We start from the raw sequence: 25,437 nt of genomic DNA, 5'->3' as shown, positions 1-25,437 counted from the left end.
TAATAAAATCTTATTAGATATCTCTTGAAGTTCTACCTGAAGACATTAAACCATCGTAACGGTGATTTAATAAATATGTATTAATTTGTTGTACAGTATCTAAGATAACTCCCACCATAATTAACATTGATGTACCTCCAAAGAACATTGCTAAGCTCTGTTCTACACCTAATAATTTTACAATCGCTGGCAAAACAGCAAGCAAAGTTAGTAAAATTGCTCCAGGTAACGTAATTTTTGATAAAATTTCGTCTAAAAAATTTGCAGTTTCTTTTCCAGGACGGATTCCAGGGATGATTCCTCCGTTACGTTTAAGATCTTCTGCCATTTGGTTTACTGGGATTGTGATTGCAGTATAGAAATATGTGAAGATAATAATTAGTAATCCGAAGATCAAATTGTATTCCCACGTAAATGGATCTGCCATTTTCGCGAAGAATGCTTTTACTGGACTTCCTTCGTCTAAGAAATAGTTTGCCAATGTTCCTGGTAAAAACATAATTGCTTGTGCGAAGATAATAGGCATTACACCTGCTGCATTTACTTTAAGTGGAATATATGAACGTACAGAGTCTGTAACTGATCTCATATATGAACTACTTGAAGTTTGCGCTCTTCTTACATATTGTACTGGTACTTTACGCACCGCTGCAACAATCATAATACACATTGCAATAACTAGGATTAACCCTAACATTTCTATCAAGAAGAAAATACCGTTTGAAGGGTCAACTTCAAATGCATTAAATATTGCTTTTGGTAAGTCGGCTAGGATACCAACCATAATTAAGATTGAAATACCGTTACCTATACCTTTGTCAGTAATTTTTTCTCCCATCCACATGGCAAAGATTGTCCCTGTAATCAAAATGATTGTTGAAGGGAACCAGAACCAAAAGTTGGTTGGAGGAATTACATAGATAGCATATGATGAAGTTGGATCGTAAGGTAAAATTTGAGAAGTTACTAATGTAAGGTATGCTGGTGCTTGCACCAAACAAATCCCGATTGTTAACCATCTCGTAATTTGGTTTACTTTGTTACGTCCGCTTTCTCCTTCTTTTTGTAGTTTTTGGATGTAAGGTACTGCTAATCCCATCAATTGTATAACAATCGAAGCAGAGATATAAGGCATAATTCCTAACGCAAATACGGAAGCTCTCTTAAAAGAACCTCCGGTAAAAGAGTTTAATAATCCTAAAATTCCTGAATTTGCATTTTCTTGGTCTGCAACAAAACGATTAACCTCGTTAATATCGACACCTGGAAGTGGAATATGAGAACCGAATCTATAAACCAACAATAGAAGGATAGTTACAAGTAACTTATCCTTCAATTCTTTTATGCTCCAGATATTTTTTATGGTCTGTATAAACCCTTTCATCTATAAAATATATTCTTAAGCGTTAACTAATTCTACTTTACCTCCTGCATTCACAATAGCTTCTTGAGCTGATTGAGAGAATTTATCAGCAGTTACATTAACAGCAGCTTTTAACTCTCCGCGACCTAAAATTTTCACTAAGTCATTTTTGTGAGCTAATCCTAACTGAACTAATGTTTCTTTATTTAAAGTATCTGTAATTTTGTTGTTATCAACTAATTGTTGAATTGTATCTAAATTGATTCCTGTGTACTCAACTCTGTTGATGTTTTTGAAACCAAATTTAGGTAAACGTCTTTGTAAAGGCATTTGTCCACCTTCGAAACCGATTTTTCTTGAATAACCAGAACGAGATTTAGCACCTTTGTGTCCACGACCTGCTGTCAAACCGTTTCCACTACCTTCACCTCTACCTTTACGGAATTTATTTTGTACTGAACCAGCAGCTGGTTTTAAATTACTTAAATTCATTTTTAATAATTTTTAAAAGGTTAAAAGCGATTAAGCTCTTTCTACTACTACTAAGTGTGAGATTTTACGGATCATTCCTTCAATTTGAGGAGTTGATTCGTGCTCAACAACTTGATTCAACTTTTTTAAACCTAAAGCAACTAATGTAGCTTTTTGAGATTTATCACGGTTGATTGCACTACGTGTTTGTTTTACTCTTACTTTGCTCATTTTACTTTTTTTTAACCGTTGAATACTTTAGTTACAGAAATACCTCTTTGACGAGCAATAGTCTCTACAGAACGTAAGCTTAATAAAGCGCGGAATGTAGCTTTTACTGCGTTATGAGGGTTAGAAGAACCTTTTGATTTTGATAATACATCATGTACACCAACTGATTCTAATACCGCACGTACTGTACCACCTGCAATTACCCCTGTACCTTTAGATGCTGGACGGATGAATACTTGCGCACCACCGAAACGAGCTTCTTGTTCGTGAGGAATTGTGTTGTTAAATAATGGGATACGTACTAAGTTTTTCTTAGCGTCTTCGATAGCTTTAGCGATTGCAGAAGCTACATCTTTAGATTTCCCTAATCCGTAACCTACTACTCCGTTTCCGTCACCTACTACTACGATTGCAGAGAAACCAAATGCTCTACCTCCTTTTGTTACTTTAGTAACACGTTGTACTCCAACTAAACGATCTTTTAAATCTAAACCTGTTGGTTTTACTCTTTCTACGTTTTTAAATCCTAACATAATTTCTTTCTCTTTTTTAGAATTTTAATCCACCTTCTCTAGCTCCATCAGCTAAAGCTTTGATTCTACCATGATACACGAAACCGTTACGATCAAAAACTACAGTTTCAATTCCTTTTGCAACAGCTTTAGCAGCTAATGCTTTACCAACTGATGCAGAAACTTCAGATTTTGTACCTTCTACAGCAACACCTTTTTCACGAGATGATGCAGAAGCTAAAGTTACTCCATTGTTATCGTCAATAATTTGAGCGTAAATTTCTTTGTTAGAACGGTAAACTGATAAACGAGGTTTAGTTTCTGTTCCAAAAATATTTCGACGCACGCGTCTTTTTATTTTTTGTCTTTTTTCTACTTTAGATAATGCCATTTTTCAATGATTTTTATGCAGATTTACCTGCTTTTCTTCTAATAATTTCTCCTACGTATTTAATTCCTTTTCCTTTGTAAGGCTCTGGCTTACGGTAAGAACGAATTTTCGCTACGATCATTCCTAATAATTGATTATCATGAGATGATAATGTAATAATAGGGTTTTTACCTTTTTCTGTTAAAGTTTCAACTTTAATTTCAACAGGTAATTCAATAACGATATTGTGAGAGAAACCTAATGACAAATCTAATTTTTGTCCGTTGTTAGATGCTCTATAACCAACACCAACTAATTCTAATTGTTTTTTGAAACCTTCTGTTACACCAGTAATCATGTTATTGATTAATGAACGGTATAAACCATGTAAAGCTTTGTTATCTTTAGAATCGTTTGGACGAACTACAGTTAAAACTCCGTCTTCGATTTTTAAATCAAATCCTTCTTTTAACTCTCTTGTCATTGTAATGTTGTTACCTTTTACAGTAACTACGTTATCTTTAAATTCAACAGTTGCTGCAGCAGGGATGTTGATATGTGCGTGTCCTATTCTTGACATAATTTCTTAATTTTTTAAAAGATTAATAAACAAAACATAAAACTTCACCACCTACATTCTCTTGACGAGCTTGTTTATCTGTCATCACACCTTTAGAAGTTGAGATGATAGCAACACCTAAACCGTTTAATACACGAGGTAATTCTTTAGATCCTGCGTATTGACGTAAACCTGGAGTTGAAGCTCTTTTGATTTTACGGATAGCTGGCTCTTTAGTAACTTTGTCGTACTTTAAAGCGATTTTGATTGTTCCTTGAGGTTGATCTTGTCCTTCGAATTTGTAGTTCAAGATGTAACCTTGTTCAAATAAGATCTTAGTGATCTCTTTTTTAATTTTAGATGCAGGGATTTCCACTACTTTGTGTCCTGCCATCATTGCATTTCTAACGCGAGTTAGAAAATCTGAAATTGGATCTGTATACATAAATAATTCTATAGTATAGCGCGTAAGCACTACTTTTAAAATTAAACTTTTACCAAAATGCACTATGCATTTGGGTTGCAAATATATTGCATATTTTTTAATTACAAACTATTAATCTAAATAATTTATTTTTAATCGTTTTATAACTAGGGATTAAGACAAAACATGAAACTCAATCTTTATATTTATTTATCTTTTTAATCGATCTCAACAATTAATTCTTGATGTAATCTTCTATTTTTATTCTTAAAAAATAGCTGAAAGTCAAAACAATTTATATAAATTTGATTTGGCTTTAGGGGTATTCTGAAAAGAATTGAGAGAGTCCCTTTGAACCTGATACGGTTAACACCGACGTAGGGAAAAGCAATATCTATGCAATTATTTAATATTTGCAACGCTTTATTTTCAAAGAAAATCCTCTTTAGCCATTAATTGTTTCATCTAAAAAATTATCAATTAATGGAAAATCTAATTATTCAAAATTTACATGCTGTCCGGACAAAAAATCCGCTTGTTCACAACATCACCAATTTTGTGGTGATGAACAATACTGCAAATGCTCTTTTGGCAATTGGAGCATCGCCTGTTATGATACATGCACACAAAGAAGTGGAAAATATCGTCAAAATCTCAAATGCATTAGTCATCAATATCGGAACTCTTGATGATTATTGGGCAGAAAGCATGCTAATTGCAGCAAAAAAAGCAGATCAACTGAATAAACCTTGGGTATTAGACCCTGTTGGAGCTGGAATTTCAACTTTCAGAAATGAACTTATAAAAGAACTGCTTCGCTATCATCCTACTGTCATAAGAGGAAATGCTTCAGAAATTTTAACTTTAGATACCTTCGAAGCTGTTCAGGGAAAAGGAGTCGACAGTACACATCAAAGTAATCAAGCGATAAAAGCAGCACACAATTTAAACCAGAAAATTGGATCTGTTGTTTGCATTTCAGGTGCTTCAGATTTTATTGTATCCAACAATCCGATAATTGAAATTAAAAATGGTCATGAATTGATGACTAAAGTTACTGGTTTAGGTTGTTCAGCAACAGCTAGCATCGGTGCTTTTATTGGCCTTAATAAAAATCCTTTCCTCGAAACGGTTAGCGGCATGGCCATATTTAGTTTAGCAGGTGAATTGGCACAGAAAAAAAGTAATGGCCCAGGAACCTTACAAATGAATTTGTATGACACGTTATACCATATATCTGCAGAAGAAATTCAAACAAATTTGAAAATCTCAGTTTATGAAGATTAATCCAACTTTTCCTTATCCTTTGTATTTAGTTATTTCTGAAAAAGATTGTACGCATCTTCATTGGTTAGATGTTGCAGAGCAAGCAATTATAGGTGGGGTTGATATCATTCAGCTTCGGGAAAAAAATTGCACTGTCAGCGAGTATATTTCAAAAGCTACAATATTAAAAAAAATTACGGACCACTACAATATCCCTTTGATTATTAACGATTCATTAGAAGTCGCAACCGCTGTTAACCCTTGGGGAATACATGTCGGGCAGTCAGATATATTACCTTCTGAAATTCACAAAAATGCACAAGCTCTAAAAAATATTGGTTGGTCTTTAGAAATTATCAAACAGTTGAATGATGATGAAATGAAATATGTACATCATTTAGGGGTAAGTCCAATATTTTCGACTCCAACAAAAACCAATACGATTACTGAATGGGGTTTTGAAGGATTAAAATTTTTGAAAACTAAAACATCAAAACCATTGATTGCAATTGGCGGAATTAATGAAAGTAATATTGCTAAAATCATACAAGCCGGTGCAGATAGTGTTGCAATTGTTTCTGCAATTTGCGGAAGCAAAAATCCAAAAAAATCTACCCAAATTTTAAAACAAATTATTAACGAAAATGAATACCATCCAAAAAGCATATAGTGTCTTAACGATTGCCGGATTTGACGGAAGCGGTAGCGCTGGCATACAAGCAGATACCAAAACAATTTCCGCTCATGGCTGTTATGCAACAAATGTATTGACAGCCTTGCCTGTTCAAAATACACAAGGCGTACAAAATATTTACGAAATTCCTGCACAAGCAATTCGTGAACAAATTCAATCCATACTAGAGGATATTTATCCTGATGCAATAAAAATTGGAATGGTTCATAGTGTTGAATTGGTTCATATCATTTCAGAGGAATTAAAAAATTACAATAAACCGATTGTTTATGACCCTGTCATGGTTGCGACAAGTGGACATCGGTTAATCAAAGAAGAAACACTTGAAGCTTGCATAGAAAAGCTTTTTCCTTTGGCCACGCTTATCACGCCAAATCTTGATGAAGCAAGTATTTTGGTAAATCATAAAATTGATTCTGCTGAATTGATGCTTTCTTATGGAGAAACGATTTTAAATTTAGGTTGTCAGAATCTTTTATTAAAAGGCGGGCATCTTCAGCAAGAAAAAATTATCAGTTATTTATTTCAAAAAGAACAACCTGTACAAAGTTATACCTCTCAAAAAATAGAGACAAAAAATACGCATGGTTCAGGCTGCACACTATCTTCTGCAATTGCGTGTAATTTAGCTTTGGGGGTTTCACTCACACAAAGTGTACAACTAGCACAAGAATATGTTGAACAAGCAATTTTAGGAAGTAAAGACCTAACAATTGGAAAAGGAAATGGACCTCTTAATCATTTATTTAATCCGCAAAAATTAAAAACCTATGACATTCACAACTAAAGCTTGGGAAACCATCGCCCCTATTTACAATGATATTCTAAATATGCCTTTTATAATTGAATTGCAAAATGGGTCATTACCAATAGAGAAATTTCAGTTTTACATGTTACAAGATGCAAAATATTTGGAACATTTTGGGCGAGTATTAGCTGCCATTGGATCAAAATCTGAAGACAATCAACAAGCCATTGACTTTTTCGAATTCGGAAAAAATGCATTAATTGTTGAACGTGCTTTACACGAATCCTATTTTGAGGATTTTGGATTATCGCAAAACATCATCATCGAAACACAACCTGTTTGTCACCATTATTCACATTTCTTAAAAAGTACAGCTGCATTCGAACCTATTGAAATTGCATTAGCTGCTGTTTTGCCTTGCTTTTGGATTTATAAAGAAGTTGGTGATGAAATCATCAAAAATCAAACAAAAGAAAATAATCCATATCAAAAATGGATTGAGACCTATAGTGGAGATGAATTTGGTGAAGGTGTAAAAAAAGCGAAAAGTTATGTTGATAAGATTGCAGAAGGAGCAACTGAAAAAATAAAAGAACAAATGCTAGAAGCTTTTGTCAAAGCAAGCGAATTAGAATTTCAGTTTTGGAATGCATCTTATGAAAATATCACATGGGAAAGAAAATAAATGCCATCTTTTTTGATTTTGATGGGGTAATCGTAAATAGTCAACAATTATGGGAGCTGATGTTTGATGAAGTCATTAAAATATATCGGTTGGATACGATATGTTTGGTAGAAAATGACGGAATGAATTTCACAACAAATGAAGCAATCCAATTGATGTTAGAAAATCAGCAACGCTTTACAAATCATTTGTACGAGGAAATAATCGATTGGACAGAAAAATTTTATGTCGAAAACTTTCATCAGTTTGTACAATTAAATGACCACGTTGCTGAGATGTTGGAACATTTAAAAGCCAATCAAATTCAAATTGTTCTTGTTTCCAATTCCTCTAGAAGACAAATTAAGTATGCTTTTCAACAATTAAAACTTCATTCCTATTTTGATCACACTATTTCAGCAGATGATGTTTCAAAAGGCAAACCAAATGCAGAACCTTATTTAAAAGCTTTATCATTATGCGAAAAGCAAAAGGAAAAAGTTTTAGTTATCGAAGATTCACTCACCGGAATTAATTCAGCAAAAGATGCTGGTTTAAATTATAAAATTTACAACAATTCAGATTTTTGTCTTCAGCCAAATTACATAGCTGATTTTAGGGAATTGATCAAAGAAATATAAACCTTACAAAAACAAAAAAATCCTTACTCAATAAAGAGTAAGGATTTAATATTTCTAAAGCTATTGGTAAATTACCAAGACGCTTTTTTAACACCTGGGATTAACCCTTCGTTCGCCATTTCGCGGAAAGTTACACGAGAGATCCCGAAAGTTCTCATGTATCCTCTTGGACGACCTGTTAATTTACAACGGTTGTGTAAACGTACAGGAGAAGCGTTTTTAGGTAATTTTTGTAATGCTTCGTAGTCACCAGCTTCTAATAAAGCTTGACGTTTCGCAGCATATTTAGCAACTAATGCTTCTCTTTTGCGCTCACGCGCTTTCATTGATTCTTTAGCCATGACTTCTTATTTTTCTTTAGTAAATGGTAATCCGAATTTAGATAATAAAGCTTTAGCTTCTTTATCTGTGTTCGCTGAAGTTACAAAGGTAATATCTAAACCTTGAATTTTCTTGATTTTATCAATATTAATTTCTGGGAAGATAATTTGTTCTTTGATACCTAAGTTATAGTTACCTCTACCGTCGAAACCTGTAGAAGAAATACCGCTAAAATCACGTACACGTGGTAAAGCTGCAGATACTAAACGGTCTAAGAATTCATACATTTTCTCACCACGTAAAGTTACTTTAGCCCCAATTGGCATTCCTTTACGTAATTTGAAAGCTGCTTCATCTTTCTTAGAAATTGTTCCTACTGCTTTTTGACCAGTGATTAATTCTAACTCTTCGATAGCGTAATCAACGATTTTTTTGTCAGCTGTAGCAGCACCTAAACCTTGAGATAAAACAATTTTCTCTAATTTAGGAACTTGCATAATAGATTTGTATCCGAACTCTTCTTTAAGAGCAGCTACAATCTCTTCTTTATATTTAACCTGCGGACGAGGTGTGTATGTTGTTGTACTCATTCTTAAATAGCTTTACCAGATTTTTTAGCAATTCTTACTTTTTTACCTCCTTCTTCTTTGATCGCTACTTTCGTTGCTTTCCCAGTTTCTGGATCTACTAAAGCCAATTTACATAAATAGATTTGAGCTTCTTTTTCAACAACTCCACCTTGTGGATTTTGTGCGCTTGGCTTTACACGTTTTTTTGCAATATTAACCCCTTCAACGATAGCTTTAGCTTTGTCAGGGAATACGCGTAACACAGTACCAGTTTGACCTTTGTTAGATCCTGATAATACGACTACTTTGTCTCCTTTTTTAATTTTTAACTTTGCCATGTTGTTCTATTATAATACCTCTGGGGCTAATGATACAATTTTCATATATTCTTTATCACGTAACTCACGAGCAACTGGACCGAATACACGAGTACCACGCATTTCTCCTTGAGTGTTCAATAATACACATGCATTATCGTCGAAACGGATATATGAACCGTCTTTTCTACGAACTTCTTTTTTAGTTCTAACTACAACAGCTTTTGATACAGCACCTTTTTTAACGTTTCCTGAAGGTGTAGCTTCTTTGATCGCAACTACGATTTTGTCACCTACTGATGCGTATCTTCTTTTAGTACCACCTAAAACGCGGATTACTAATGCTTCACGAGCTCCTGTGTTATCTGCAACTTTTAATCTAGATTCTTGTTGTAACATAACTTATCTTATTTAGCTCTTTCAATGATTTCTACTAATCTCCATCTTTTGTTTTTAGACAAAGGACGAGTCTCCATGATACGCACTGTGTCACCTTCGTTACACTCGTTATTTTCGTCGTGCGCTGTATATTTCTTCGTTTTTAAAACGAATTTCCCATAGAATGGGTGCTTTTGCTTCTTAGTTTCAGCTACAACAATGGTTTTTTCCATTTTGTTTGATGTAACTAAACCTACTCTTTCTTTTCTTAATTTTCTTTCCATCAGTTACAGATTACTGTTATGATTGTTTTTCGTTTAACACGGTATTCAAACGAGCAATTGTTCTGCGTAAGTCTCTAATACCGATTGGATTTGCTACAGGAGAAACAGCGTTTGTCAATTTTAATTGATCGTAGTTCGCTTGTTCTTCAGCTATTTTAGCTTGTAACTCCTCAACACTTAGATTTCTAATATCTGCTGCTTTCATTTTTTCTTAATTTTTGAAATTATTAATTTTGGAAATCACGTGCAACGATAAACTTAGTCTTAACAGGTAACTTCTGAGCTGCTAAACGCAATGCTTCAGTTGCAACCTCTACTGGCACACCTCCTACTTCGAATAAGATACGACCTGGTTGTACAGGAGCTACCCAATATTCTGGTGCACCTTTACCTTTACCCATACGTACCTCTGCTGGTTTCTTAGTAATTGGTTTATCTGGAAATATTTTAATCCATAATTGACCCTCTCTCTTCATGAAACGAGTTGCAGCAATACGAGCTGCCTCGATTTGACGTGCTGTAATAAACGCTTCGTCTAAAGATTTGATCCCGAAAGTCCCGTAAGCTAATTGAGTTCCTCTGTGAGAAACACCTTTCATCTTACCTTTTTGGGTTTTTCTAAACTTTACTCTTCTCGGTGATAACATATCTACTTAATTCTTTATGTTAGTTGTTAAACTAAATTATCGCTTTCTATTATTAGATCTTTCACCTCCCTTTCTGTTGTTGTCAGATTTTTTTTGTTTTTTCTGTAATCCAACTAAAGGAGATAATTCTCTCTTACCATATACCTCACCTTTCATGATCCATACTTTGATCCCTAAACGACCATAAGTTGTATGAGCTTCTGAAATGTGGTAATCAATGTCTGCACGGAATGTAGACAAAGGAATACGTCCATCTTTATAAGTTTCAGAACGTGCCATCTCTGCACCGTTTAAACGACCAGAGATTTGAACTTTGATTCCTTCTGCGTTCATTCTCATTGCTGATTGAATTGCCATTTTAATAGCACGACGGTAAGAAATACGATTCTCAATTTGACGAGCGATACTATCCCCTACTAAGATTGCATCTAATTCTGGTCTCTTAATTTCGAAGATGTTAATTTGAACCTCTTTACCAGTGATTTTCTTTAACTCTTCTTTTAATTTGTCAACTTCTTGTCCACCTTTACCAATAATGATACCTGGACGAGCAGTAGTTACAGTTACTGTAACTAATTTTAAAGTACGATCGATGTAAATACGAGAAACTCCGGCTTTAGACAAACGTGCTCTTAAATAAGTACGAATTTTTGCATCTTCTGCAATTTTATCACCGTAATCATTTCCACCGTACCAGTTAGAATCCCATCCTCTGATGATTCCTAAACGATTTCCGATTGGATTAGTTTTTTGTCCCATATTCTTAATCTTGTACTTTTTGTTTATCTTCTTTAGTTCCTAAAACCAAAGTTACATGGTTTGAACGTTTTCTGATTCTATGTGCTCTACCTTGAGGTGCAGTACGAATTCTTTTTAATTGACGTGCACTATCAACAGAGATTTCTTTAACATATAATCCAGCTTCTTCAACATCAGCTCCTTCATTTTTGATTTGCCAGTTAGCGATAGCGCTTAATAACAATTTCTCTAAACGGATTGAAGCGTGGTTTTTAGTATATTTTAAAATACCTAAAGCTTTTTGAATTTCAACTCCACGGATAATATCTACTACTAATCTCATCTTACGAGGAGAAGTAGGAACATTATTTAATTTCGCAAAAGCTACCTGCTTGTTAGCTTCTTTGATTCTTTCGTTACTTAATCTTTTTCTAGATCCCATGGCCCTTTACTATTTTTTTCCTTTGTTTTTAGCTCCGGCATGACCTCTAAAAGTACGTGTAGGAGCGAACTCACCTAATTTATGACCTACCATATTCTCAGTAACATAAACAGGAATAAATTGCTTTCCGTTGTGTACTGCGATTGTTTGACCAACAAAATCAGGAGAAATCATTGATGCTCTTGACCATGTTTTGATCACGTTTTTGCTACCGCTTTCTACGTTAGCAAGAACTTTCTTTTCTAATTTATAGTGGATGAATGGTCCTTTTTTTAATGAACGTGCCATAAATTATTTTTTTCTTCTTTCAACAATATATTTGTTAGACGCTTTCTTCTTGTCACGAGTTTTGTAACCTTTCGCTGGAATACCGTTACGAGAACGAGGGATACCTCCTGTCGCACGACCTTCACCACCACCCATTGGGTGATCTACAGGGTTCATAACCATTGGACGAGTTCTTGGACGACGACCTTGCCATCTAGAACGACCAGCTTTACCAGAAACTTCTAACTGATGGTCTGTGTTAGAAACAACACCTACTGTTGCTTTACACTCCACTAAAATCATTCTTGATTCACCACTTGGTAACTTAACGATAGCATATTTACCATCACGCGCAACTAATTGAGCATAAGTACCTGCACTTCTTGCCATAACTGCTCCTTGCCCTGGACGTAATTCAATACAAGAGATTACTGTACCTAATGGCATATTTTTAAGCTTCATAGCATTACCTACTTCTGGTTCTACGTTTTCACCTGAAACAATTACTTGTCCAGCTTTCAAACCATTTTGAGCAATAATGTAACGTTTTTCACCATCTTCGTAAGATAATAAAGCGATGAATGCAGTTCTGTTTGGATCGTATTGTACAGATTCTACAGTTGCAGCACCTTCTTTATCACGTTTGAAGTCGATGATACGATATTTTTGTTTGTGTCCACCACCGATATAACGCATTGTCATTTTACCAGTGTTGTTACGTCCACCCGATTTAGATTTTCCTTCAACTAATGTCTTTTCTGGCTTAGCATTTTTATCTACTGCCGCAAATTCATTAACCACTCTAAAACGTTGTCCCGGGGTGATAGGTTTTAATTTTCTTACTGACATTTTTTAATTCTTAAATTATCCGAACAACTCTATTTCTTGACCTTCAGCTAAGCTAACGATCGCTTTTTTCAACTTATTTGTTTTTCCAGTTTGAAAACCTGTTTTTGTGTAACGAGTTTTTACTTTTGGAGCAGATACTAAAGTACTAACAGAAACTACAGATACACCGTAAGTTTTTTCTACAGCTTCTTTAATTTGAATTTTGTTAGCTTTTGTGTCTACATAAAACGAATATTGCCCTAACAACTCACTGTTATTAGTTGCTTTTTCTGAAATTACTGGTTTAATTATGATTCCCATTTTCTTCGTCTTATTTTGTTAAATTTTCTTGAACTGTTGCTAAAGAACCTTCTAAAAATACGATTTGAGAAGCATTGATTAAATCAAATACATTTAATTCCTCAGTTGTAACAACTTTAACTTTTTGTAAGTTACGAGAAGATAAATATACATTGCTATTAGATTCACCTAATACGAATAATGATTTTGTGTTCTCTAATCCTAAATCAGTTAAAACAGTTTTGAACTCTTTAGTTCTTGGAGCTTCGAAAGAAAAGTTTTCAACAACTTTGATTTCATTCTCAGCTAACTTTTGTGATAAAACTGATTTTTTAGCTAATCTCTTTTGTGCTTTGTTTAATTTGAAAGAGTAGTTTCTTGGACGTGGTCCGAAAACTCTACCTCCTCCTCTAAACACTGGAGATTTGATAGAACCAGCACGAGCTGTACCTGTTCCTTTTTGCTTTTTGATTTTACGAGTTGATCCCGCAATCTCAGCTCTTTCTTTTGCTTTGTGCGTTCCTTGGCGTTGAGCTGCTAAATATTGTTTAACTTCTAAGTACACTGTGTGTGTAGAAGGCTCAATTCCGAAAACTGCCTCGTCTAAAGATACTGTTCTTCCAGTTTCTTGACCTTTGATGTTTAATACTACTACTTCCATCTTCTAACGATTACGTATGAATTTTTAGGACCTGGGATAGCACCTTTAACAATTAAAAGATTTTTCTCAGTATCCACTTTAAGTACTTTTAAGTTCTGAACAGTAACTTGTTTACCACCCATTCTTCCAGCCATACGCATTCCTTTGAATACACGAGATGGATCTGAACCAGCACCGATAGAACCTGGAGCTCTTAAACGGTTATGTTGACCGTGTGTAGCTTGACCTACCCCACCGAAACCATGACGTTTAACAACACCTTGGAAACCTTTTCCTTTTGAAGTACCTGTAATACTTACAAATTCTCCTTCGTTGAATAATTCAACGTTAACTTCTCCTCCTAGAGTTAAAGAGTTCACGAATTCTTCACCGTAAAACTCAACTAACTTTCTCTTTGGAGTCGTTCCTGCTTTTTTAAAGTGACCTTTTAAAGCATTAGTCGTGTTTTTTTCTTTTGCGTCATCGAAACCAAGTTGAGCAGCAACGTACCCATCTTTCTCTACGGTTCTGACTTGAGTAACCACACATGGCCCAGCCTCTACGATTGTCACAGGAATATTTTTCCCGTTCTCATCAAATAAGCTAGTCATCGCGATTTTTTTACCAATGATACCTGACATTTGATTAAAATATGTTAATAATTTGTTTAATATTTCAGAGAATGTGGACTTTCGACCACTAGAGATCTTCTCTAAAATTAGCATGCAAATGTATGAATTAATTTGTAAACAACAAACTTTCAATTGATTATTTTTCAAAAGTTTACAAACAGCGAAAAATATCAATCAAAGCATTCTTAATAGCAATTCATAAAAAAACCCTGAGATGTGCACGTCTCAGGGTTTATATTTATTTAAAATACAGCTAACTATACTTTAATTTCTACTTCAACACCACTAGGTAATTCTAACTTCATTAAAGCATCAACTGTTTTAGATGAAGAAGAATAAATGTCTAATAATCTTTTGTGAGCTGATAATTGAAATTGCTCGCGAGATTTTTTGTTAACGTGTGGAGATCTTAAAACTGTAAAGATTCTTTTGTGAGTTGGTAATGGAATTGGTCCATTAACAACAGCTCCTGTAGCTTTTACAGTTTTTACGATTTTTTCAGCTGATTTATCAACTAAAGAATAATCGTAAGATTTTAATTTTATTCTAATTTTTTGACTCATTTTTCTTGAATTAAGCGTTACCTTTTGCTTTAGCGATTACAGCTTCAGACACGTTTGTTGGTGCTGGAGCGTAGTGATCGAATTCCATTGTAGATGTAGCACGACCAGAAGATAATGTACGTAATGAAGTTACATATCCGAACATTTCTGCTAATGGAACCATAGCTTTAATAACTTTAGCGTTATTTCTATCATCCATTCCTGATACTTGACCACGACGACGGTTTAAGTCACCTACAATATCACCCATGTTTTCTTCTGGAGTTAAAACCTCTAACTTCATGATAGGCTCTAAGATTTGAGCACCAGCGGCTTTTGCAGCAGCTTTGTAACCCATTTGAGCAGCTAACTCGAAAGATAATTGGTCAGAATCCACAGGGTGGAAAGATCCATCTTTTAAAGTAACTTTTAACGAATCCATTTCGAATCCTGCTAAAGGTCCATTCTTCATTGCAGCTTTAAAACCTTTCTCAATAGAAGGGATAAATTCTTTAGGAACGTTACCACCTTTAATTTCTGAAACGAATTCTAAACCTACTTTTCCTTCATCTGCTGGTCCCATTTCGAAAACGATATCAGCAAATTTACCACGACCACCTGATTGTTTTTTGTAAACCTCACGGTGATTAGCTGGACGAGAGAATGATTCTTTGTACTCTACTTGAGGCTCACCTTGGTTAACCTCTACTTTAAATTCACGTTTTAAACGGTCAACGATGATATCTAAGTGTAACTCACCCATACCAGAAATAACTGTTTGACCAGAAGCCTCATCAGTTTTTACTTGGAATGTTGGATCTTCTTCAGCTAATTTAGCTAAAGCCATACCTAATTTATCAACGTCAGCTTTCGTTTTAGGCTCAACTGCGATACCAATTACTGGATCTGGGAAGTCCATAGACTCTAATACGATAGGGGCTTTTTCATCACATAAAGTATCTCCTGTTTTGATATCTTTGAAACCTACTGCAGCTCCAATATCACCTGCTTCGATTCTCTCGATAGGCTCTTGTTTGTTAGCGTGCATTTGGAAGATACGAGAAATACGTTCTTTGTTACCAGAACGAGTATTTAATACGTAAGATCCAGCGTCTAATCCACCTGAATAAGCACGGAAGAATGCTAAACGACCTACGAATGGGTCAGTAGCAATTTTGAATGCTAATGCTGCGAATGGCTCATCAACTGAAGGTTTTCTTGAGATAGGCTCGTCAGTTTTTGGGTCAGTTCCTGGGATCGCTTCTTTATCACTTGGTGATGGTAAGTAACGACATACAGCATCTAACATGAATTGTACACCTTTGTTTTTGAACGAAGATCCACAAGTCATTGGGATGATAGACATATCTAATGTTGCAGCACGTAATGCAGCGTGAACTTCTTCTTCAGTAATAGAGTTTTCGTCCTCCATGTACTTCTCTAATAAGTTCTCGTCATACGCAGCTACTTCTTCAATTAATTGACCACGGAATTGTCTTACATCGTCAACCATATCAGCTGGGATTTCAACAACATCAAATGTAGAACCATGATTCTCATCATGCCATACAATTGCACGGTTTTTAATTAAATCTACAACTCCTTTAAAGTCTGCTTCGTCACCGATTGGTAATACAATAGGAACAGCATTTGACCCTAACATTTCACGTACTTGACGACATACATTTAAGAAGTCAGCTCCTTGACGGTCCATTTTGTTAACGAAACCTAAACGAGGAACTTTATAGTTATCTGCTAAACGCCAGTTTGTTTCAGATTGAGGTTCAACTCCATCTACTGCTGAGAATAAGAAAACTAAACCATCTAAAACACGTAAAGAACGGTTTACCTCTACTGTAAAGTCAACGTGACCAGGAGTGTCGATAATATTAAAGTGGTACCCTTTAGCGTCTGGTAATGGTTTACCTTGTTCTGTTGGGAATGTCCAATCTACTGTTACAGCTGCAGAAGTAATTGTAATACCTCTTTCAGCTTCTTGCTCCATCCAGTCAGTTGTAGCTGATCCTTCGTGAGTTTCTCCAATTTTGTGATTCTTACCTGAATAGAATAAGATACGCTCTGTCGTTGTAGTTTTTCCTGCATCGATGTGAGCAGCAATACCAATGTTTCTTGTGTATTTTAAATCTCTTGCCATCTTGTATTAGAATCTAAAGTGAGAGAATGCTTTGTTAGCTTCTGCCATTTTGTGAGTATCTTGACGTTTTTTAACGGCAGATCCTTCCTCTTTAGCAGCTGCAATAATTTCTCCAGCTAATTTTTGAGCCATCGATTTCTCGTTTCTGTTACGAGAATATTTGATTAACCATTTCATTGCTGTTGAAATTTTACGGTCTGGACGAATTTCCATTGGAATTTGGAATGTAGCTCCACCAACACGGCGAGAACGTACTTCTACGTGAGGCATTACATTAGATAATGCTTCTTTCCAAATGTCTAATGAAGTTTTTTCTGCATCTTCTTTACGAGAATCTACGATTTCTAACGCATCATAGAAAATTTTGAATGCTACAGATTTTTTTCCGTCGTACATTAAGTTGTTTACGAAACGAGTTACTAACTGATCATTAAATTTAGGATCTGGAAGTAAAGGTCTTTTTTTAGCTCTTGTCTTTCTCATCTTACCTTAAATTTATTTTTTAGCATCTTTAGGACGTTTCGCTCCATACTTACTTCTACGTTGAGTACGTCCGTTTACTCCCGCAGTATCTAACGCTCCACGTACAATGTGGTAACGCACACCTGGTAAATCTTTAACTCTACCTCCTCTAACCAATACTATCGAGTGCTCTTGAAGATTATGACCTTCACCACCGATGTACGCGTTAACTTCTTTCCCGTTTGTTAATCTAACACGAGCAACTTTACGCATTGCTGAGTTAGGTTTCTTAGGAGTTGTAGTGTAAACACGTGTACAAACACCGCGGCGTTGTGGACATGATTCCAATGCAGCCGATTTACTCTTCTTGGTTAGTTTTTTTCTACCTTTTCTAACTAATTGTTGAATTGTTGGCATACTAATTAAATTTCCTTTTAAATTTGGATTAAACCCATTTTTTGGGCATGCAAAACTACAAATAATTTATACAAAAACAAATAATAATGGATTTATTTTACATTGATTTATAATTTTTTAAAGAATTATAAACTATATTTTACAGAATTTTAATTCAAGAATAACAAAACAAGTAAATTATCAATAAACCTAATTTTTGATAAGTGATAGTATCTTATCTACATCTATTGACAACAAAATTTATTAAAACTTTATCCTATATTATTTTTCTCTAAGCTAATAACTTTTCGTATTTTTAATTAATCTGAATATCATATAATTATCGATATATTTTAATAAAAACGTTCGCATAATATTTATTTAATGTTAATTTTACATTAGAAAAATTAATTTTGCACTTCAAAACATTATTGAATGTCGGTAAACTCATTTTTTAAATTATTTACTCCGAAGGATAAAGTATTCTATCCTTTGTTCGAGGAAGCTTCAAAAAGTTTAATCAAATTAGCTGAATTGTTACATGAATGTGTAAACGCTCCAGTTGAAGAACGCGAAGATTACATCGCGCAAATTTCTAAGATAGAAAGCAAAATTGAATATCTTACTCAAAAAACAAATTTAGAGTTAAGCAAAAACTTTATCACACCTTTTGACAGAGAAGATATTTATCAATTAGTAAAATCTATCGATTATGTTGCAGATAATTTAAATGGAGCAGCGAATCGTATCAATATTTATCAAGTAGATAAAATTACAAAATCTATCCGCAAAATTACAGCTGTTAACTTAGAGGCTTGTCAATTAATCGGAGAGGGAATTGAGCAATTGAAAGATTTGAGAAACGTAAATCGTATTTACGAAATATGTGAACGAATCAATAAATTAGAAAATAAATCGGATCGTATTTTTGATAAAGCAGTTCAGGAAATTTTCGAAAACGAAACTGATGTTAAAAATATCATCAAGTATAAGGAGGTTTTATCTTCATTAGAATCTGCAACAGACAAGTGTAAAAGTGTTGCTAACGTATTGGAAGCTGTAGCGGTAAAACATTCATAACCAAAACTTAATCTAAAAGATTATGACAGATTTTTTTTCAGCGTTTTCGAGCATGTTATCGTCTACGCCAGGAATGTTATTGATTACTATTATCGTCTTAGCTTTTGTTTTTGATTATATTAATGGTTTTCACGACGCCGCAAACTCAATTGCTACAATTGTTGCAACTAAGGTTTTAACGCCTTTTCAAGCTGTACTTTGGGCTGCCGCATTCAACTTTGCTGCTTACTTTATTTCAGTTTATTGGATTGGAGAATTTAAGATTGGTAACACTATTGCAAAGTCGATTAACGAGCATTTTATTACACTAGAAGTTATTTTAGCTGGAATTATCGCTGCAATTTCTTGGAACTTATTAACATGGAAGTTTGGTATTCCTTCTTCTTCTTCTCATACATTAATTGGTGGTTTCATTGGAGCTGCATTAGCTCACGCCGGTGGTTTTTCTGCTGGTGGAGAAGATGTAATTGTTTACAAAAAAGTAATTCCAATTATTTGCTTTATCGTATTAGCACCATTAATTGGTATGATTATCGCCTCGATATTAACCATAATCACGCTTCATATTTGCAAAAGAGCCAAACCTGCAAAAGCAGAATGGTGGTTCAAGAAATTACAATTAGTTTCTTCTGCTCTTTTCTCTTTAGGACATGGTATGAATGATGCGCAAAAAGTAATGGGTATTATTGGAGCAGCGGTTATCTTTTATCACATTAATGTCGATTTTGATCCGGCTTATGTACAAGCAGAAGATAAATTCCAGTATTTCGTAGCGCATTGGATGTGGGTTCCTATTACATCGTTTGTTGTTATCGCATTAGGTACAATGGGTGGTGGATGGAAAATCATCAAAACGATGGGTTCTAAAATTACAAAAGTAACGCCATTGGAAGGTGTAGTTGCTGAAACTTCTGGAGCAATGACGCTTTATATTTCTGAGCATTTCGGAATTCCAGTTTCTACAACGCATACAATTACAGGTTCTATTATTGGTGTAGGTTTAACGAAACGTGTATCTGCAGTTCGTTGGGGAGTTACAATCAGTTTACTTTGGGCGTGGGTTCTTACTATCCCAGTCTCTGCATTATTAGCTGCATTAATCTACTACATCGTAACATTATTTGTTTAAAAATAACAATCAATATCATTAATATTTAGGAGCTTTTATTAGCTCCTTTTTTATTTTTGAAATAATTTTCGAAATTGATAAATGATAAGTTTAATAAAGTTTTAAATTTGCGCCATGCAATTAACTGTATTATTTATCATTATCGGCTTAGCCATTTTATTTGATTTCTTAAATGGTTTTCACGATGCCGCAAACTCTATTGCAACGGTTGTTACTACAAAGGTTTTAACTCCTATTCAAGCCGTTATATGGGCTGCATTCTTCAATTTTGTTGCTTTCTTCATTGCCAAATTTATCATTGGAGAATTTGGAGTTGCAGACACAATCGCAAAAATTATTAAAGAAGATGTTGTCGTCGCATTTGGATCCAATCCATCTATCGTTGTTATGGCGGCGCTTTCTGCAGCAATCACTTGGAATATTTTAACTTGGAAATTAGGAATCCCTTCCTCTTCATCTCACACCTTGATTGGTGGTTTAGCTGGAGGTGCATTAGCTGCAACAGGTTATGATTTTTCTGCTATTAACAGTACGATTATCTTAACGATTATCGCTTTTATTTTGGTTGCACCAATTATTGGTTTAGTCGCTGGTAATGTTATTTACATCATCACGCTGAATCTTTGTCGAAATGCAAAACCACATAAAGCAGATGCTTGGTTCAAGAAATTGCAATTAGTTTCTTCTGCGATGTTGAGTATTGGTCATGGTTTGAATGATTCTCAAAAAGTAATGGGAGTGATCACGTTTGCTTTACTTGCTAATCAAACTGCAATTGTTAATACGGATATGAATGATTGGATTTTGAATGATGTTTTCAATTGGAAGCATTGGTTCATCACAACAAGTAGTACTGATATTCACGATTGGGTTCCGATTATGTGTTTCTCTGCAATTGCTTTAGGAACTTTAGGTGGCGGAATGAAAATCCTAAAAACGATGGGAAATAAAATTACAAAAATTACTCCTATCGAAGGTTTCACTGCTCAAACAGCTTCAGCTATTACATTATTTTTTACTGAACATATCAAAATGCCAGTTTCTACAACTCACGTGATCACAGGATCTATTATTGGTGTTGGAATGGTAAAAAGAGTTTCTGCCGTTCGTTGGGGAGTTACAATTAGTTTATTATGGGCTTGGATTTTGACAATTCCAGTTTCTGCACTTATTGCAACAGGATTTTATTATCTATTTTCGATGTTTTTCTAACATTAAAAATTTAATTATATAAAAAATGGCTGTCAAAATTGACGGCCATTTTCTATTTATTTTAATATTTATTCTTGAATGATTATTTGCTAAAATCTTCTTTCAATAAATCGATTTTCGCTAACAACGTTTGTTGAACAGCTGGATAATCTTCTTTGTTAGAAAGTGAAGCATTTACAGAGAAATAATATTTAATCTTTGGTTCTGTTCCAGAAGGACGACAAGCTACTTTACTTCCATCCTCTGTATAGAAAATCAATACATTTGACTTTGGTATCTCAATCGCTTTTTCTTCACCAGAAATTAAATCTTTGTCGATAGAAGATTGAAAATCTTTTACACGAACAACTTTAGATCCTGCTAATTCTTTTGGAGGATTTGATCTAAATTCAACCATCATTTTAGCAATTAACTCTGCACCTTCTTTTCCAGGTTTTACAATACTAATTAAATCTTCTTGATATGCTTTTCCGATTTCAAGATAGATTTCCATTAATTTATTGTACAGAGAACTTCCTTTTGCTTTTTGTACAGCAGCAATTTCAGAAACCAATAAAGCTGTTGTAACAGAATCTTTATCACGGATAAAGTCTCCAACCATAAATCCGAATGATTCTTCTCCTCCTCCAACAAAACTTTCTTTGCCTTCGAATTTGCGAATCATATCAGCAATCCATTTGAAACCTGTTAATCCTACTTTACAATCAACATTGAATTTCGCAGCAATATCATAGAAAATATCAGACGTTACGATTGTCGATCCGATAAATTCATTTCCAACTAATTTCCCCGATTTTTGCCATTTTTCTAATAAATAATAAGCCAAAACAGTATTCATTTGGTTACCATTTAATAAAACAATTTCACCTTCATTGTTACGCGTTGCAACACCTACACGATCCGCATCAGGATCTGTTCCAATCACAACATCAGCACCAATTTCATTCGCTAAAGTAACTGCCATAGTCAAAGCCTCTGGTTCTTCTGGATTTGGCGATTTTACTGTTGGGAAATCTCCACTTGGAATTGCTTGTTCAGCAACTTGATGAACTTGAGTAAAACCAGCTTTATCAAAAGCTTTTGGCGTAATTGCAACGGCAGTTCCGTGAATAGAAGTAAAAACAATTTTTATATCTTCCTTACCATCTTGTGTAAAACTTCCGTTCGCTACACATGCATCAATAAAAGCTTCATCAATTTCTTTACCTATATACGTTAACAATGCATCGTTACCTTGAAATTTGATTTCTTCTACTTTTACATTATTTACTTCATTAATAATTTCTCCATCTTGTGGCGGAACAATTTGCGCTCCATCATTCCAATAAACTTTGTAACCATTGTAAATCGGAGGATTGTGGGAAGCTGTCAACACAATTCCAGCATCACAACCTAAATGACGAACTGTAAAAGACAATTCTGGCGTTGGGCGAAAAGATTCAAACAAATAAACGTTGATTCCATTCGCAGTCAAAACATCGGTAACCATTTTTGCAAACGTATCCGAATTGTGACGAACATCGTATGCAATCGCAACTTTTTTCTCTTTATTCGGAAATTGTTGATTAATATAATTTGCTAAACCTTGCGTTGCTGCACCAAGTGTATATTTGTTTAAACGATTTGTTCCAACACCCATTATACCACGCATTCCTCCTGTTCCAAACTCAAGGTTTTTATAAAAAGAATCGTCTAATTCGGTTGGATTATTATCAATTAAATCTTGAACAGCTTTTCTTGTTTCCGCATCATAAGCGTCAGAAAGCCATAATTTAGCATTATCTAAACTTGAAGTCATTCTTATCTTTTATTTTTTTAATACTTGGGCGCGGTCGGCAATTTTTGTATCCTTATTAGGATCGCCCATAAAATTTACAATTGAGTTTCCTTTTGCAGAACCATATAAGGTTTGGCGTGCATTGATGTCTAATAAAGCGTTATCATCTGTTGTGAAATTAGCTTCATTGACCTCGTATTTGAATAAATTCAATTGTGCTTCGCCATAAGCTTTCACTTTCATAGTTCCAGCAGTTCCTTCTAACATAATATTAGATTGATCATCTGCTTTCAAATCAAAGTTGTTTGTAATCAAAAAAGTTTGATTAATTCTCGCTTGATCTTTCGCAGAGATAGTCAATTCATCAACATTCAATGTTCCAGAAGTAGTCAAAGAAGTTTGTTTATTTGCATCAATCTTTTCTAAATCTCGTGTCACATAAACGTACAAATCATAGGCACTATAATGGTCTACATTTGATTTTTCTTTGATTGTAACCGCATTATTTTTTGCTTCAACTTCTAAATTATCAATAATATTTTGATGCGATTCTACTTTAACTCCAGATTTATTTCCTGGAACTAAAATAACATTACAATTACACGAAACGCTCAAATCTTTGATATTATCAGCTGTATATTCTTTTTGAGCCGTTGCAGCACCTTCTCCATCAATTGATGATGAACACGAAGTTGCAACTAAACCTAAAAATCCTAATAAAAATATTTTCTTCATAGTAGTTGGTTATTTAATTAGTTTAAATTCAATTCTTTTTGAACTAAATACAATTGTTTTTCGCGATTATTGCGAACAATTAACTCGCCCAAAAATCCCGCCAAAAATAATTGCGTTCCTAAAATCATAAAAACTAACGAAATATAAAAATAAGGACTATCTGTGATTAATCTGGCTGGTGTATGGGAAATATAAACTTTATATAATTTCTCGATTCCTAAATAAAATGAAGCGAAAAACCCTAAAATAAACATCAATGTACCCAATAAACCGAAAATATGCATTGGTTTATTCCCAAACCTTGACGCAAAGAAAAGTGTAATCAAATCCAAGAAACCATTTACAAAACGATTTGCTCCAAATTTTGAAACACCATATTTACGCGCTTGATGTTTTACTTTTTTCTCAATAATTTTCGAATATCCCGCATTTTTCGCTAAAACAGGAATATAACGGTGCATATCACCATACAATTCGATATTTTGCGTTACTTCCCAACGATAAGCTTTCAAACCACAGTTAAAATCGTGCAATTTTACACCAGAGGTTTTACGTGCTACACCATTGAATAATTTCGAAGGAAGATTTTTTGTCAATTTATTATCTTGACGATTTTCTTTCCAACCCGAAACAATATCTGCTTTTTGGTTTTTCAGCATTTTGTATAACGACGGTATTTCCTCAGGAAAATCTTGTAAATCTGCATCCATAGTAATCACAACATCACCTTTCACTTCTTTAAAAGCCGCGCTAAGTGCTGGAGACTTACCATAATTTTTACGGAATTTAATTCCTTTCACTTCTGTATTGAAGTTGGCAATATACTCTATAATTTGCCACGAATCATCTGTACTCCCGTCATCAACGAAAATAACTTCGAATGTAAAATCATTCTGTTCACAGACTTTTTTGATTCTGTAGAATAATTCCTCTAAGGAATCTTGTTCGTTCAGTAAAGGAACAACAACTGAAATATCCATATGTTAAAAAACACGTTTTTTTAAGAATTGTGAAAACATCGCTGCAATTGCGATGTAGAAAGATAAGAAAATTGAGGATAATCCGAAGAAGTTTTTCACAGTAAATAAATTAAGTGTTTTATAATCATCCGAATTTCTAAATGTTTCGATATCTTTTGCGACTTTTGGATCAGACATATTAGACGTAAAAGTATCTAATAACCCTTGTTTCAAACTATCTTGTGCCCATTCTCCATAAGTATTGAAGAATACAAAAATAACAATCAAACTCATGATTCCTGCAAAGAAAATCGTGTAGAAACCAACTTTAAAACCTTCTTTGAAAGTCATTAATTCTTCTGAAGTTTGATGATTTTTTGCTTTATTTTTCGATAAATTGAAAATTATTAAAAAACAATATAATGCATACAAAGGTAATACAATAAAACAGCAAATCATGAAGCTGTAAGTGTAATAATCTTTTACAGAAACTGTTCCGTTTAAAGAAAAATAAAAGTAAAGCGCGAAAAACAATGCTAATGTAATTGCTGTAAGCACCAAAGAGTTTTTGAAAATTTTATTAAAACTAATCATTCTGCAAAGATAATTATATCTCGTAATTCTTTCTCTATTAAATTGTATGATTTAAAAAGGAATTTATCTTCATAAATTCTTTTCTTCAAT

General features: G+C 34.2%; 37 protein-coding genes and 1 riboswitch. Of the genes, 8 read left to right on the top strand and 29 right to left on the bottom strand.

From position 1 onward, the window contains the following. Positions 1-13: 13 nt before the first annotated feature. The 7 genes from secY to rpsH are packed head-to-tail and all read right to left on the bottom strand — an operon-like array spanning position 14 to position 3,951. Positions 14-1,384: a preprotein translocase subunit SecY gene (gene secY, locus B3792_RS06640; RefSeq protein ID WP_038335544.1), complete on the bottom strand. Its 1,371-nt coding sequence runs from the start codon at positions 1,382-1,384 to the stop codon at positions 14-16. Positions 1,385-1,399: 15 nt separating this feature from the next. Next, positions 1,400-1,855: a 50S ribosomal protein L15 gene (gene rplO, locus B3792_RS06635; protein ID WP_291069188.1), complete on the bottom strand. Its 456-nt coding sequence runs from the start codon at positions 1,853-1,855 to the stop codon at positions 1,400-1,402. A gap of 30 nt (positions 1,856-1,885) precedes the next feature. Further along, positions 1,886-2,065: a 50S ribosomal protein L30 gene (rpmD, locus tag B3792_RS06630; RefSeq protein ID WP_038335538.1), complete on the bottom strand. Its 180-nt coding sequence runs from the start codon at positions 2,063-2,065 to the stop codon at positions 1,886-1,888. A gap of 11 nt (positions 2,066-2,076) precedes the next feature. Then, entirely contained in the window at positions 2,077-2,598 is a 522-nt protein-coding gene (rpsE, locus tag B3792_RS06625; protein ID WP_114999014.1) for a 30S ribosomal protein S5, read from the bottom strand. Positions 2,599-2,614: 16 nt separating this feature from the next. Further along, positions 2,615-2,968: a 50S ribosomal protein L18 gene (gene rplR / locus B3792_RS06620; RefSeq protein WP_286474895.1), complete on the bottom strand. Its 354-nt coding sequence runs from the start codon at positions 2,966-2,968 to the stop codon at positions 2,615-2,617. Positions 2,969-2,981: 13 nt separating this feature from the next. Further along, entirely contained in the window at positions 2,982-3,527 is a 546-nt protein-coding gene (rplF, locus tag B3792_RS06615) for a 50S ribosomal protein L6 (RefSeq protein WP_291069186.1), read from the bottom strand. A gap of 22 nt (positions 3,528-3,549) precedes the next feature. Beyond that, positions 3,550-3,951: a 30S ribosomal protein S8 gene (gene rpsH, locus B3792_RS06610; protein WP_019974187.1), complete on the bottom strand. Its 402-nt coding sequence runs from the start codon at positions 3,949-3,951 to the stop codon at positions 3,550-3,552. A gap of 287 nt (positions 3,952-4,238) precedes the next feature. Next, positions 4,239-4,331, top strand: a riboswitch (TPP riboswitch). An 82-nt stretch (positions 4,332-4,413) separates the two neighbouring features. On the opposite strand from rpsH, the gene thiM reads away from it, so the two are divergent. The 5 genes from thiM to B3792_RS06585 are packed head-to-tail and all read left to right on the top strand — an operon-like array spanning position 4,414 to position 7,943. Then, positions 4,414-5,217: a hydroxyethylthiazole kinase gene (gene thiM / locus B3792_RS06605; protein ID WP_038335529.1), complete on the top strand. Its 804-nt coding sequence runs from the start codon at positions 4,414-4,416 to the stop codon at positions 5,215-5,217. Then, positions 5,207-5,866, top strand: a complete 660-nt coding sequence (gene thiE, locus B3792_RS06600; RefSeq protein WP_291069183.1) for a thiamine phosphate synthase — start codon at positions 5,207-5,209, stop codon at positions 5,864-5,866. The genes thiM and thiE overlap by 11 nt, the downstream gene beginning before the upstream one ends. After that, on the top strand, positions 5,841-6,677 hold the full coding sequence (gene thiD, locus B3792_RS06595; protein WP_291069181.1) for a bifunctional hydroxymethylpyrimidine kinase/phosphomethylpyrimidine kinase: 837 nt from the start codon (positions 5,841-5,843) through the stop codon (positions 6,675-6,677). The genes thiE and thiD overlap by 26 nt, the downstream gene beginning before the upstream one ends. Continuing rightward, complete coding sequence (gene tenA, locus B3792_RS06590) at positions 6,661-7,323, top strand: thiaminase II (protein WP_038335522.1); 663 nt, start codon at positions 6,661-6,663, stop codon at positions 7,321-7,323. Before thiD ends, tenA begins: the two co-directional genes overlap by 17 nt. Next, positions 7,308-7,943 carry an HAD family hydrolase gene (locus B3792_RS06585; protein ID WP_038335520.1) on the top strand — a complete coding sequence of 212 codons (636 nt, stop codon included), beginning with the start codon at positions 7,308-7,310 and terminating at the stop codon, positions 7,941-7,943. Before tenA ends, B3792_RS06585 begins: the two co-directional genes overlap by 16 nt. A gap of 71 nt (positions 7,944-8,014) precedes the next feature. Here B3792_RS06585 and rpsN read toward each other — a convergent pair whose 3' ends face one another. The 18 genes from rpsN to rpsL all read right to left on the bottom strand — a co-directional run bounded on the left by rpsN (position 8,015) and on the right by rpsL (position 17,882). Then, positions 8,015-8,284 carry a 30S ribosomal protein S14 gene (rpsN, locus tag B3792_RS06580; protein ID WP_019974193.1) on the bottom strand — a complete coding sequence of 90 codons (270 nt, stop codon included), beginning with the start codon at positions 8,282-8,284 and terminating at the stop codon, positions 8,015-8,017. Between the two features lie 6 nt (positions 8,285-8,290). Continuing rightward, complete coding sequence (gene rplE, locus B3792_RS06575) at positions 8,291-8,854, bottom strand: 50S ribosomal protein L5 (protein WP_038335516.1); 564 nt, start codon at positions 8,852-8,854, stop codon at positions 8,291-8,293. A gap of 2 nt (positions 8,855-8,856) precedes the next feature. Continuing rightward, the gene (rplX, locus tag B3792_RS06570; protein ID WP_038335509.1) at positions 8,857-9,171 is read right to left on the bottom strand and encodes a 50S ribosomal protein L24; all 315 of its coding nucleotides are present in this window, start codon (positions 9,169-9,171) and stop codon (positions 8,857-8,859) included. 9 nt (positions 9,172-9,180) lie between these two features. Further along, positions 9,181-9,549, bottom strand: coding sequence for a 50S ribosomal protein L14 (gene rplN / locus B3792_RS06565; RefSeq protein ID WP_019974196.1), 369 nt, complete (start codon positions 9,547-9,549; stop codon positions 9,181-9,183). A gap of 8 nt (positions 9,550-9,557) precedes the next feature. After that, on the bottom strand, positions 9,558-9,812 hold the full coding sequence (gene rpsQ / locus B3792_RS06560; RefSeq protein WP_019974197.1) for a 30S ribosomal protein S17: 255 nt from the start codon (positions 9,810-9,812) through the stop codon (positions 9,558-9,560). A gap of 16 nt (positions 9,813-9,828) precedes the next feature. After that, complete coding sequence (gene rpmC / locus B3792_RS06555; protein WP_038335494.1) at positions 9,829-10,017, bottom strand: 50S ribosomal protein L29; 189 nt, start codon at positions 10,015-10,017, stop codon at positions 9,829-9,831. Between the two features lie 22 nt (positions 10,018-10,039). After that, positions 10,040-10,459 carry a 50S ribosomal protein L16 gene (rplP, locus tag B3792_RS06550; RefSeq protein ID WP_038335490.1) on the bottom strand — a complete coding sequence of 140 codons (420 nt, stop codon included), beginning with the start codon at positions 10,457-10,459 and terminating at the stop codon, positions 10,040-10,042. Between the two features lie 36 nt (positions 10,460-10,495). Beyond that, positions 10,496-11,218, bottom strand: coding sequence for a 30S ribosomal protein S3 (gene rpsC / locus B3792_RS06545; RefSeq protein ID WP_019974200.1), 723 nt, complete (start codon positions 11,216-11,218; stop codon positions 10,496-10,498). 4 nt (positions 11,219-11,222) lie between these two features. After that, positions 11,223-11,639 (bottom strand): 50S ribosomal protein L22, encoded by a 417-nt coding sequence (gene rplV, locus B3792_RS06540; RefSeq protein ID WP_019974201.1) that lies wholly within the window; start codon positions 11,637-11,639, stop codon positions 11,223-11,225. A gap of 9 nt (positions 11,640-11,648) precedes the next feature. After that, positions 11,649-11,927 carry a 30S ribosomal protein S19 gene (gene rpsS / locus B3792_RS06535; protein ID WP_019974202.1) on the bottom strand — a complete coding sequence of 93 codons (279 nt, stop codon included), beginning with the start codon at positions 11,925-11,927 and terminating at the stop codon, positions 11,649-11,651. A gap of 3 nt (positions 11,928-11,930) precedes the next feature. Continuing rightward, positions 11,931-12,755 carry a 50S ribosomal protein L2 gene (rplB, locus tag B3792_RS06530; RefSeq protein ID WP_038335472.1) on the bottom strand — a complete coding sequence of 275 codons (825 nt, stop codon included), beginning with the start codon at positions 12,753-12,755 and terminating at the stop codon, positions 11,931-11,933. A 15-nt stretch (positions 12,756-12,770) separates the two neighbouring features. Then, the gene (gene rplW / locus B3792_RS06525) at positions 12,771-13,055 is read right to left on the bottom strand and encodes a 50S ribosomal protein L23 (RefSeq protein ID WP_038335466.1); all 285 of its coding nucleotides are present in this window, start codon (positions 13,053-13,055) and stop codon (positions 12,771-12,773) included. 10 nt (positions 13,056-13,065) lie between these two features. Continuing rightward, entirely contained in the window at positions 13,066-13,695 is a 630-nt protein-coding gene (gene rplD / locus B3792_RS06520) for a 50S ribosomal protein L4 (RefSeq protein WP_038335460.1), read from the bottom strand. Continuing rightward, positions 13,686-14,315 (bottom strand): 50S ribosomal protein L3, encoded by a 630-nt coding sequence (gene rplC, locus B3792_RS06515; protein ID WP_038335606.1) that lies wholly within the window; start codon positions 14,313-14,315, stop codon positions 13,686-13,688. Before rplC ends, rplD begins: the two co-directional genes overlap by 10 nt. Before the next feature lie 248 nt (positions 14,316-14,563). Beyond that, on the bottom strand, positions 14,564-14,869 hold the full coding sequence (gene rpsJ / locus B3792_RS06510; protein WP_019974208.1) for a 30S ribosomal protein S10: 306 nt from the start codon (positions 14,867-14,869) through the stop codon (positions 14,564-14,566). A gap of 10 nt (positions 14,870-14,879) precedes the next feature. After that, positions 14,880-17,003 carry an elongation factor G gene (gene fusA, locus B3792_RS06505; RefSeq protein ID WP_219034156.1) on the bottom strand — a complete coding sequence of 708 codons (2,124 nt, stop codon included), beginning with the start codon at positions 17,001-17,003 and terminating at the stop codon, positions 14,880-14,882. A gap of 6 nt (positions 17,004-17,009) precedes the next feature. Next, positions 17,010-17,486, bottom strand: a complete 477-nt coding sequence (rpsG, locus tag B3792_RS06500; protein ID WP_019974210.1) for a 30S ribosomal protein S7 — start codon at positions 17,484-17,486, stop codon at positions 17,010-17,012. Positions 17,487-17,498: 12 nt separating this feature from the next. Next, on the bottom strand, positions 17,499-17,882 hold the full coding sequence (gene rpsL / locus B3792_RS06495; RefSeq protein WP_019974211.1) for a 30S ribosomal protein S12: 384 nt from the start codon (positions 17,880-17,882) through the stop codon (positions 17,499-17,501). A 414-nt stretch (positions 17,883-18,296) separates the two neighbouring features. Here rpsL and B3792_RS06490 point away from each other — a divergent pair, with 414 nt between their 5' ends. The 3 genes from B3792_RS06490 to B3792_RS06480 all read left to right on the top strand — a co-directional run bounded on the left by B3792_RS06490 (position 18,297) and on the right by B3792_RS06480 (position 21,282). Continuing rightward, complete coding sequence (locus tag B3792_RS06490; protein ID WP_038335434.1) at positions 18,297-18,941, top strand: DUF47 domain-containing protein; 645 nt, start codon at positions 18,297-18,299, stop codon at positions 18,939-18,941. A 22-nt stretch (positions 18,942-18,963) separates the two neighbouring features. Next, positions 18,964-20,070, top strand: a complete 1,107-nt coding sequence (locus tag B3792_RS06485) for an inorganic phosphate transporter (protein ID WP_260509517.1) — start codon at positions 18,964-18,966, stop codon at positions 20,068-20,070. A 114-nt stretch (positions 20,071-20,184) separates the two neighbouring features. Then, positions 20,185-21,282: an inorganic phosphate transporter gene (locus B3792_RS06480; protein WP_038335433.1), complete on the top strand. Its 1,098-nt coding sequence runs from the start codon at positions 20,185-20,187 to the stop codon at positions 21,280-21,282. An 82-nt stretch (positions 21,283-21,364) separates the two neighbouring features. Here B3792_RS06480 and B3792_RS06475 read toward each other — a convergent pair whose 3' ends face one another. From B3792_RS06475 to B3792_RS06460, 4 genes are read right to left on the bottom strand one after another with little or no spacing between them, the layout of a single operon-like run. Next, positions 21,365-23,080, bottom strand: coding sequence for a phospho-sugar mutase (locus B3792_RS06475; RefSeq protein WP_286495354.1), 1,716 nt, complete (start codon positions 23,078-23,080; stop codon positions 21,365-21,367). A gap of 9 nt (positions 23,081-23,089) precedes the next feature. Beyond that, positions 23,090-23,794: a GIN domain-containing protein gene (locus B3792_RS06470; protein ID WP_125349699.1), complete on the bottom strand. Its 705-nt coding sequence runs from the start codon at positions 23,792-23,794 to the stop codon at positions 23,090-23,092. A gap of 17 nt (positions 23,795-23,811) precedes the next feature. Further along, positions 23,812-24,774, bottom strand: coding sequence for a glycosyltransferase family 2 protein (locus tag B3792_RS06465; protein WP_114998995.1), 963 nt, complete (start codon positions 24,772-24,774; stop codon positions 23,812-23,814). A 3-nt stretch (positions 24,775-24,777) separates the two neighbouring features. Further along, positions 24,778-25,347 (bottom strand): DUF4199 family protein, encoded by a 570-nt coding sequence (locus tag B3792_RS06460; RefSeq protein ID WP_114998993.1) that lies wholly within the window; start codon positions 25,345-25,347, stop codon positions 24,778-24,780. Positions 25,348-25,437: the final 90 nt, after the last annotated feature.

Source organism: Empedobacter sp. UBA5924, assembly GCF_002431085.1.
GTDB lineage: Bacteria > Bacteroidota > Bacteroidia > Flavobacteriales > Weeksellaceae > Empedobacter > Empedobacter falsenii_B.
Note: the sequence above shows the minus strand (reverse complement) of the source record. Positions and strands in the feature narration are given on the sequence as shown.

Coding starts and splice junctions, on each gene's coding strand:
- secY (WP_038335544.1), bottom strand. CDS start 1,384: ATGAAAGGGTTTATACAGACCATAAAAAATATCTGGAGCATAAAAGAA.
- rplO (WP_291069188.1), bottom strand. CDS start 1,855: ATGAATTTAAGTAATTTAAAACCAGCTGCTGGTTCAGTACAAAATAAA.
- rpmD (WP_038335538.1), bottom strand. CDS start 2,065: ATGAGCAAAGTAAGAGTAAAACAAACACGTAGTGCAATCAACCGTGAT.
- rpsE (WP_114999014.1), bottom strand. CDS start 2,598: ATGTTAGGATTTAAAAACGTAGAAAGAGTAAAACCAACAGGTTTAGAT.
- rplR (WP_286474895.1), bottom strand. CDS start 2,968: ATGGCATTATCTAAAGTAGAAAAAAGACAAAAAATAAAAAGACGCGTG.
- rplF (WP_291069186.1), bottom strand. CDS start 3,527: ATGTCAAGAATAGGACACGCACATATCAACATCCCTGCTGCAGCAACT.
- rpsH (WP_019974187.1), bottom strand. CDS start 3,951: ATGTATACAGATCCAATTTCAGATTTTCTAACTCGCGTTAGAAATGCA.
- thiM (WP_038335529.1), top strand. CDS start 4,414: ATGGAAAATCTAATTATTCAAAATTTACATGCTGTCCGGACAAAAAAT.
- thiE (WP_291069183.1), top strand. CDS start 5,207: ATGAAGATTAATCCAACTTTTCCTTATCCTTTGTATTTAGTTATTTCT.
- thiD (WP_291069181.1), top strand. CDS start 5,841: ATGAATACCATCCAAAAAGCATATAGTGTCTTAACGATTGCCGGATTT.
- tenA (WP_038335522.1), top strand. CDS start 6,661: ATGACATTCACAACTAAAGCTTGGGAAACCATCGCCCCTATTTACAAT.
- B3792_RS06585 (WP_038335520.1), top strand. CDS start 7,308: ATGGGAAAGAAAATAAATGCCATCTTTTTTGATTTTGATGGGGTAATC.
- rpsN (WP_019974193.1), bottom strand. CDS start 8,284: ATGGCTAAAGAATCAATGAAAGCGCGTGAGCGCAAAAGAGAAGCATTA.
- rplE (WP_038335516.1), bottom strand. CDS start 8,854: ATGAGTACAACAACATACACACCTCGTCCGCAGGTTAAATATAAAGAA.
- rplX (WP_038335509.1), bottom strand. CDS start 9,171: ATGGCAAAGTTAAAAATTAAAAAAGGAGACAAAGTAGTCGTATTATCA.
- rplN (WP_019974196.1), bottom strand. CDS start 9,549: ATGTTACAACAAGAATCTAGATTAAAAGTTGCAGATAACACAGGAGCT.
- rpsQ (WP_019974197.1), bottom strand. CDS start 9,812: ATGGAAAGAAAATTAAGAAAAGAAAGAGTAGGTTTAGTTACATCAAAC.
- rpmC (WP_038335494.1), bottom strand. CDS start 10,017: ATGAAAGCAGCAGATATTAGAAATCTAAGTGTTGAGGAGTTACAAGCT.
- rplP (WP_038335490.1), bottom strand. CDS start 10,459: ATGTTATCACCGAGAAGAGTAAAGTTTAGAAAAACCCAAAAAGGTAAG.
- rpsC (WP_019974200.1), bottom strand. CDS start 11,218: ATGGGACAAAAAACTAATCCAATCGGAAATCGTTTAGGAATCATCAGA.
- rplV (WP_019974201.1), bottom strand. CDS start 11,639: ATGGGATCTAGAAAAAGATTAAGTAACGAAAGAATCAAAGAAGCTAAC.
- rpsS (WP_019974202.1), bottom strand. CDS start 11,927: ATGGCACGTTCATTAAAAAAAGGACCATTCATCCACTATAAATTAGAA.
- rplB (WP_038335472.1), bottom strand. CDS start 12,755: ATGTCAGTAAGAAAATTAAAACCTATCACCCCGGGACAACGTTTTAGA.
- rplW (WP_038335466.1), bottom strand. CDS start 13,055: ATGGGAATCATAATTAAACCAGTAATTTCAGAAAAAGCAACTAATAAC.
- rplD (WP_038335460.1), bottom strand. CDS start 13,695: ATGGAAGTAGTAGTATTAAACATCAAAGGTCAAGAAACTGGAAGAACA.
- rplC (WP_038335606.1), bottom strand. CDS start 14,315: ATGTCAGGTATCATTGGTAAAAAAATCGCGATGACTAGCTTATTTGAT.
- rpsJ (WP_019974208.1), bottom strand. CDS start 14,869: ATGAGTCAAAAAATTAGAATAAAATTAAAATCTTACGATTATTCTTTA.
- fusA (WP_219034156.1), bottom strand. CDS start 17,003: ATGGCAAGAGATTTAAAATACACAAGAAACATTGGTATTGCTGCTCAC.
- rpsG (WP_019974210.1), bottom strand. CDS start 17,486: ATGAGAAAGACAAGAGCTAAAAAAAGACCTTTACTTCCAGATCCTAAA.
- rpsL (WP_019974211.1), bottom strand. CDS start 17,882: ATGCCAACAATTCAACAATTAGTTAGAAAAGGTAGAAAAAAACTAACC.
- B3792_RS06490 (WP_038335434.1), top strand. CDS start 18,297: ATGTCGGTAAACTCATTTTTTAAATTATTTACTCCGAAGGATAAAGTA.
- B3792_RS06485 (WP_260509517.1), top strand. CDS start 18,964: ATGACAGATTTTTTTTCAGCGTTTTCGAGCATGTTATCGTCTACGCCA.
- B3792_RS06480 (WP_038335433.1), top strand. CDS start 20,185: ATGCAATTAACTGTATTATTTATCATTATCGGCTTAGCCATTTTATTT.
- B3792_RS06475 (WP_286495354.1), bottom strand. CDS start 23,080: ATGACTTCAAGTTTAGATAATGCTAAATTATGGCTTTCTGACGCTTAT.
- B3792_RS06470 (WP_125349699.1), bottom strand. CDS start 23,794: ATGAAGAAAATATTTTTATTAGGATTTTTAGGTTTAGTTGCAACTTCG.
- B3792_RS06465 (WP_114998995.1), bottom strand. CDS start 24,774: ATGGATATTTCAGTTGTTGTTCCTTTACTGAACGAACAAGATTCCTTA.
- B3792_RS06460 (WP_114998993.1), bottom strand. CDS start 25,347: ATGATTAGTTTTAATAAAATTTTCAAAAACTCTTTGGTGCTTACAGCA.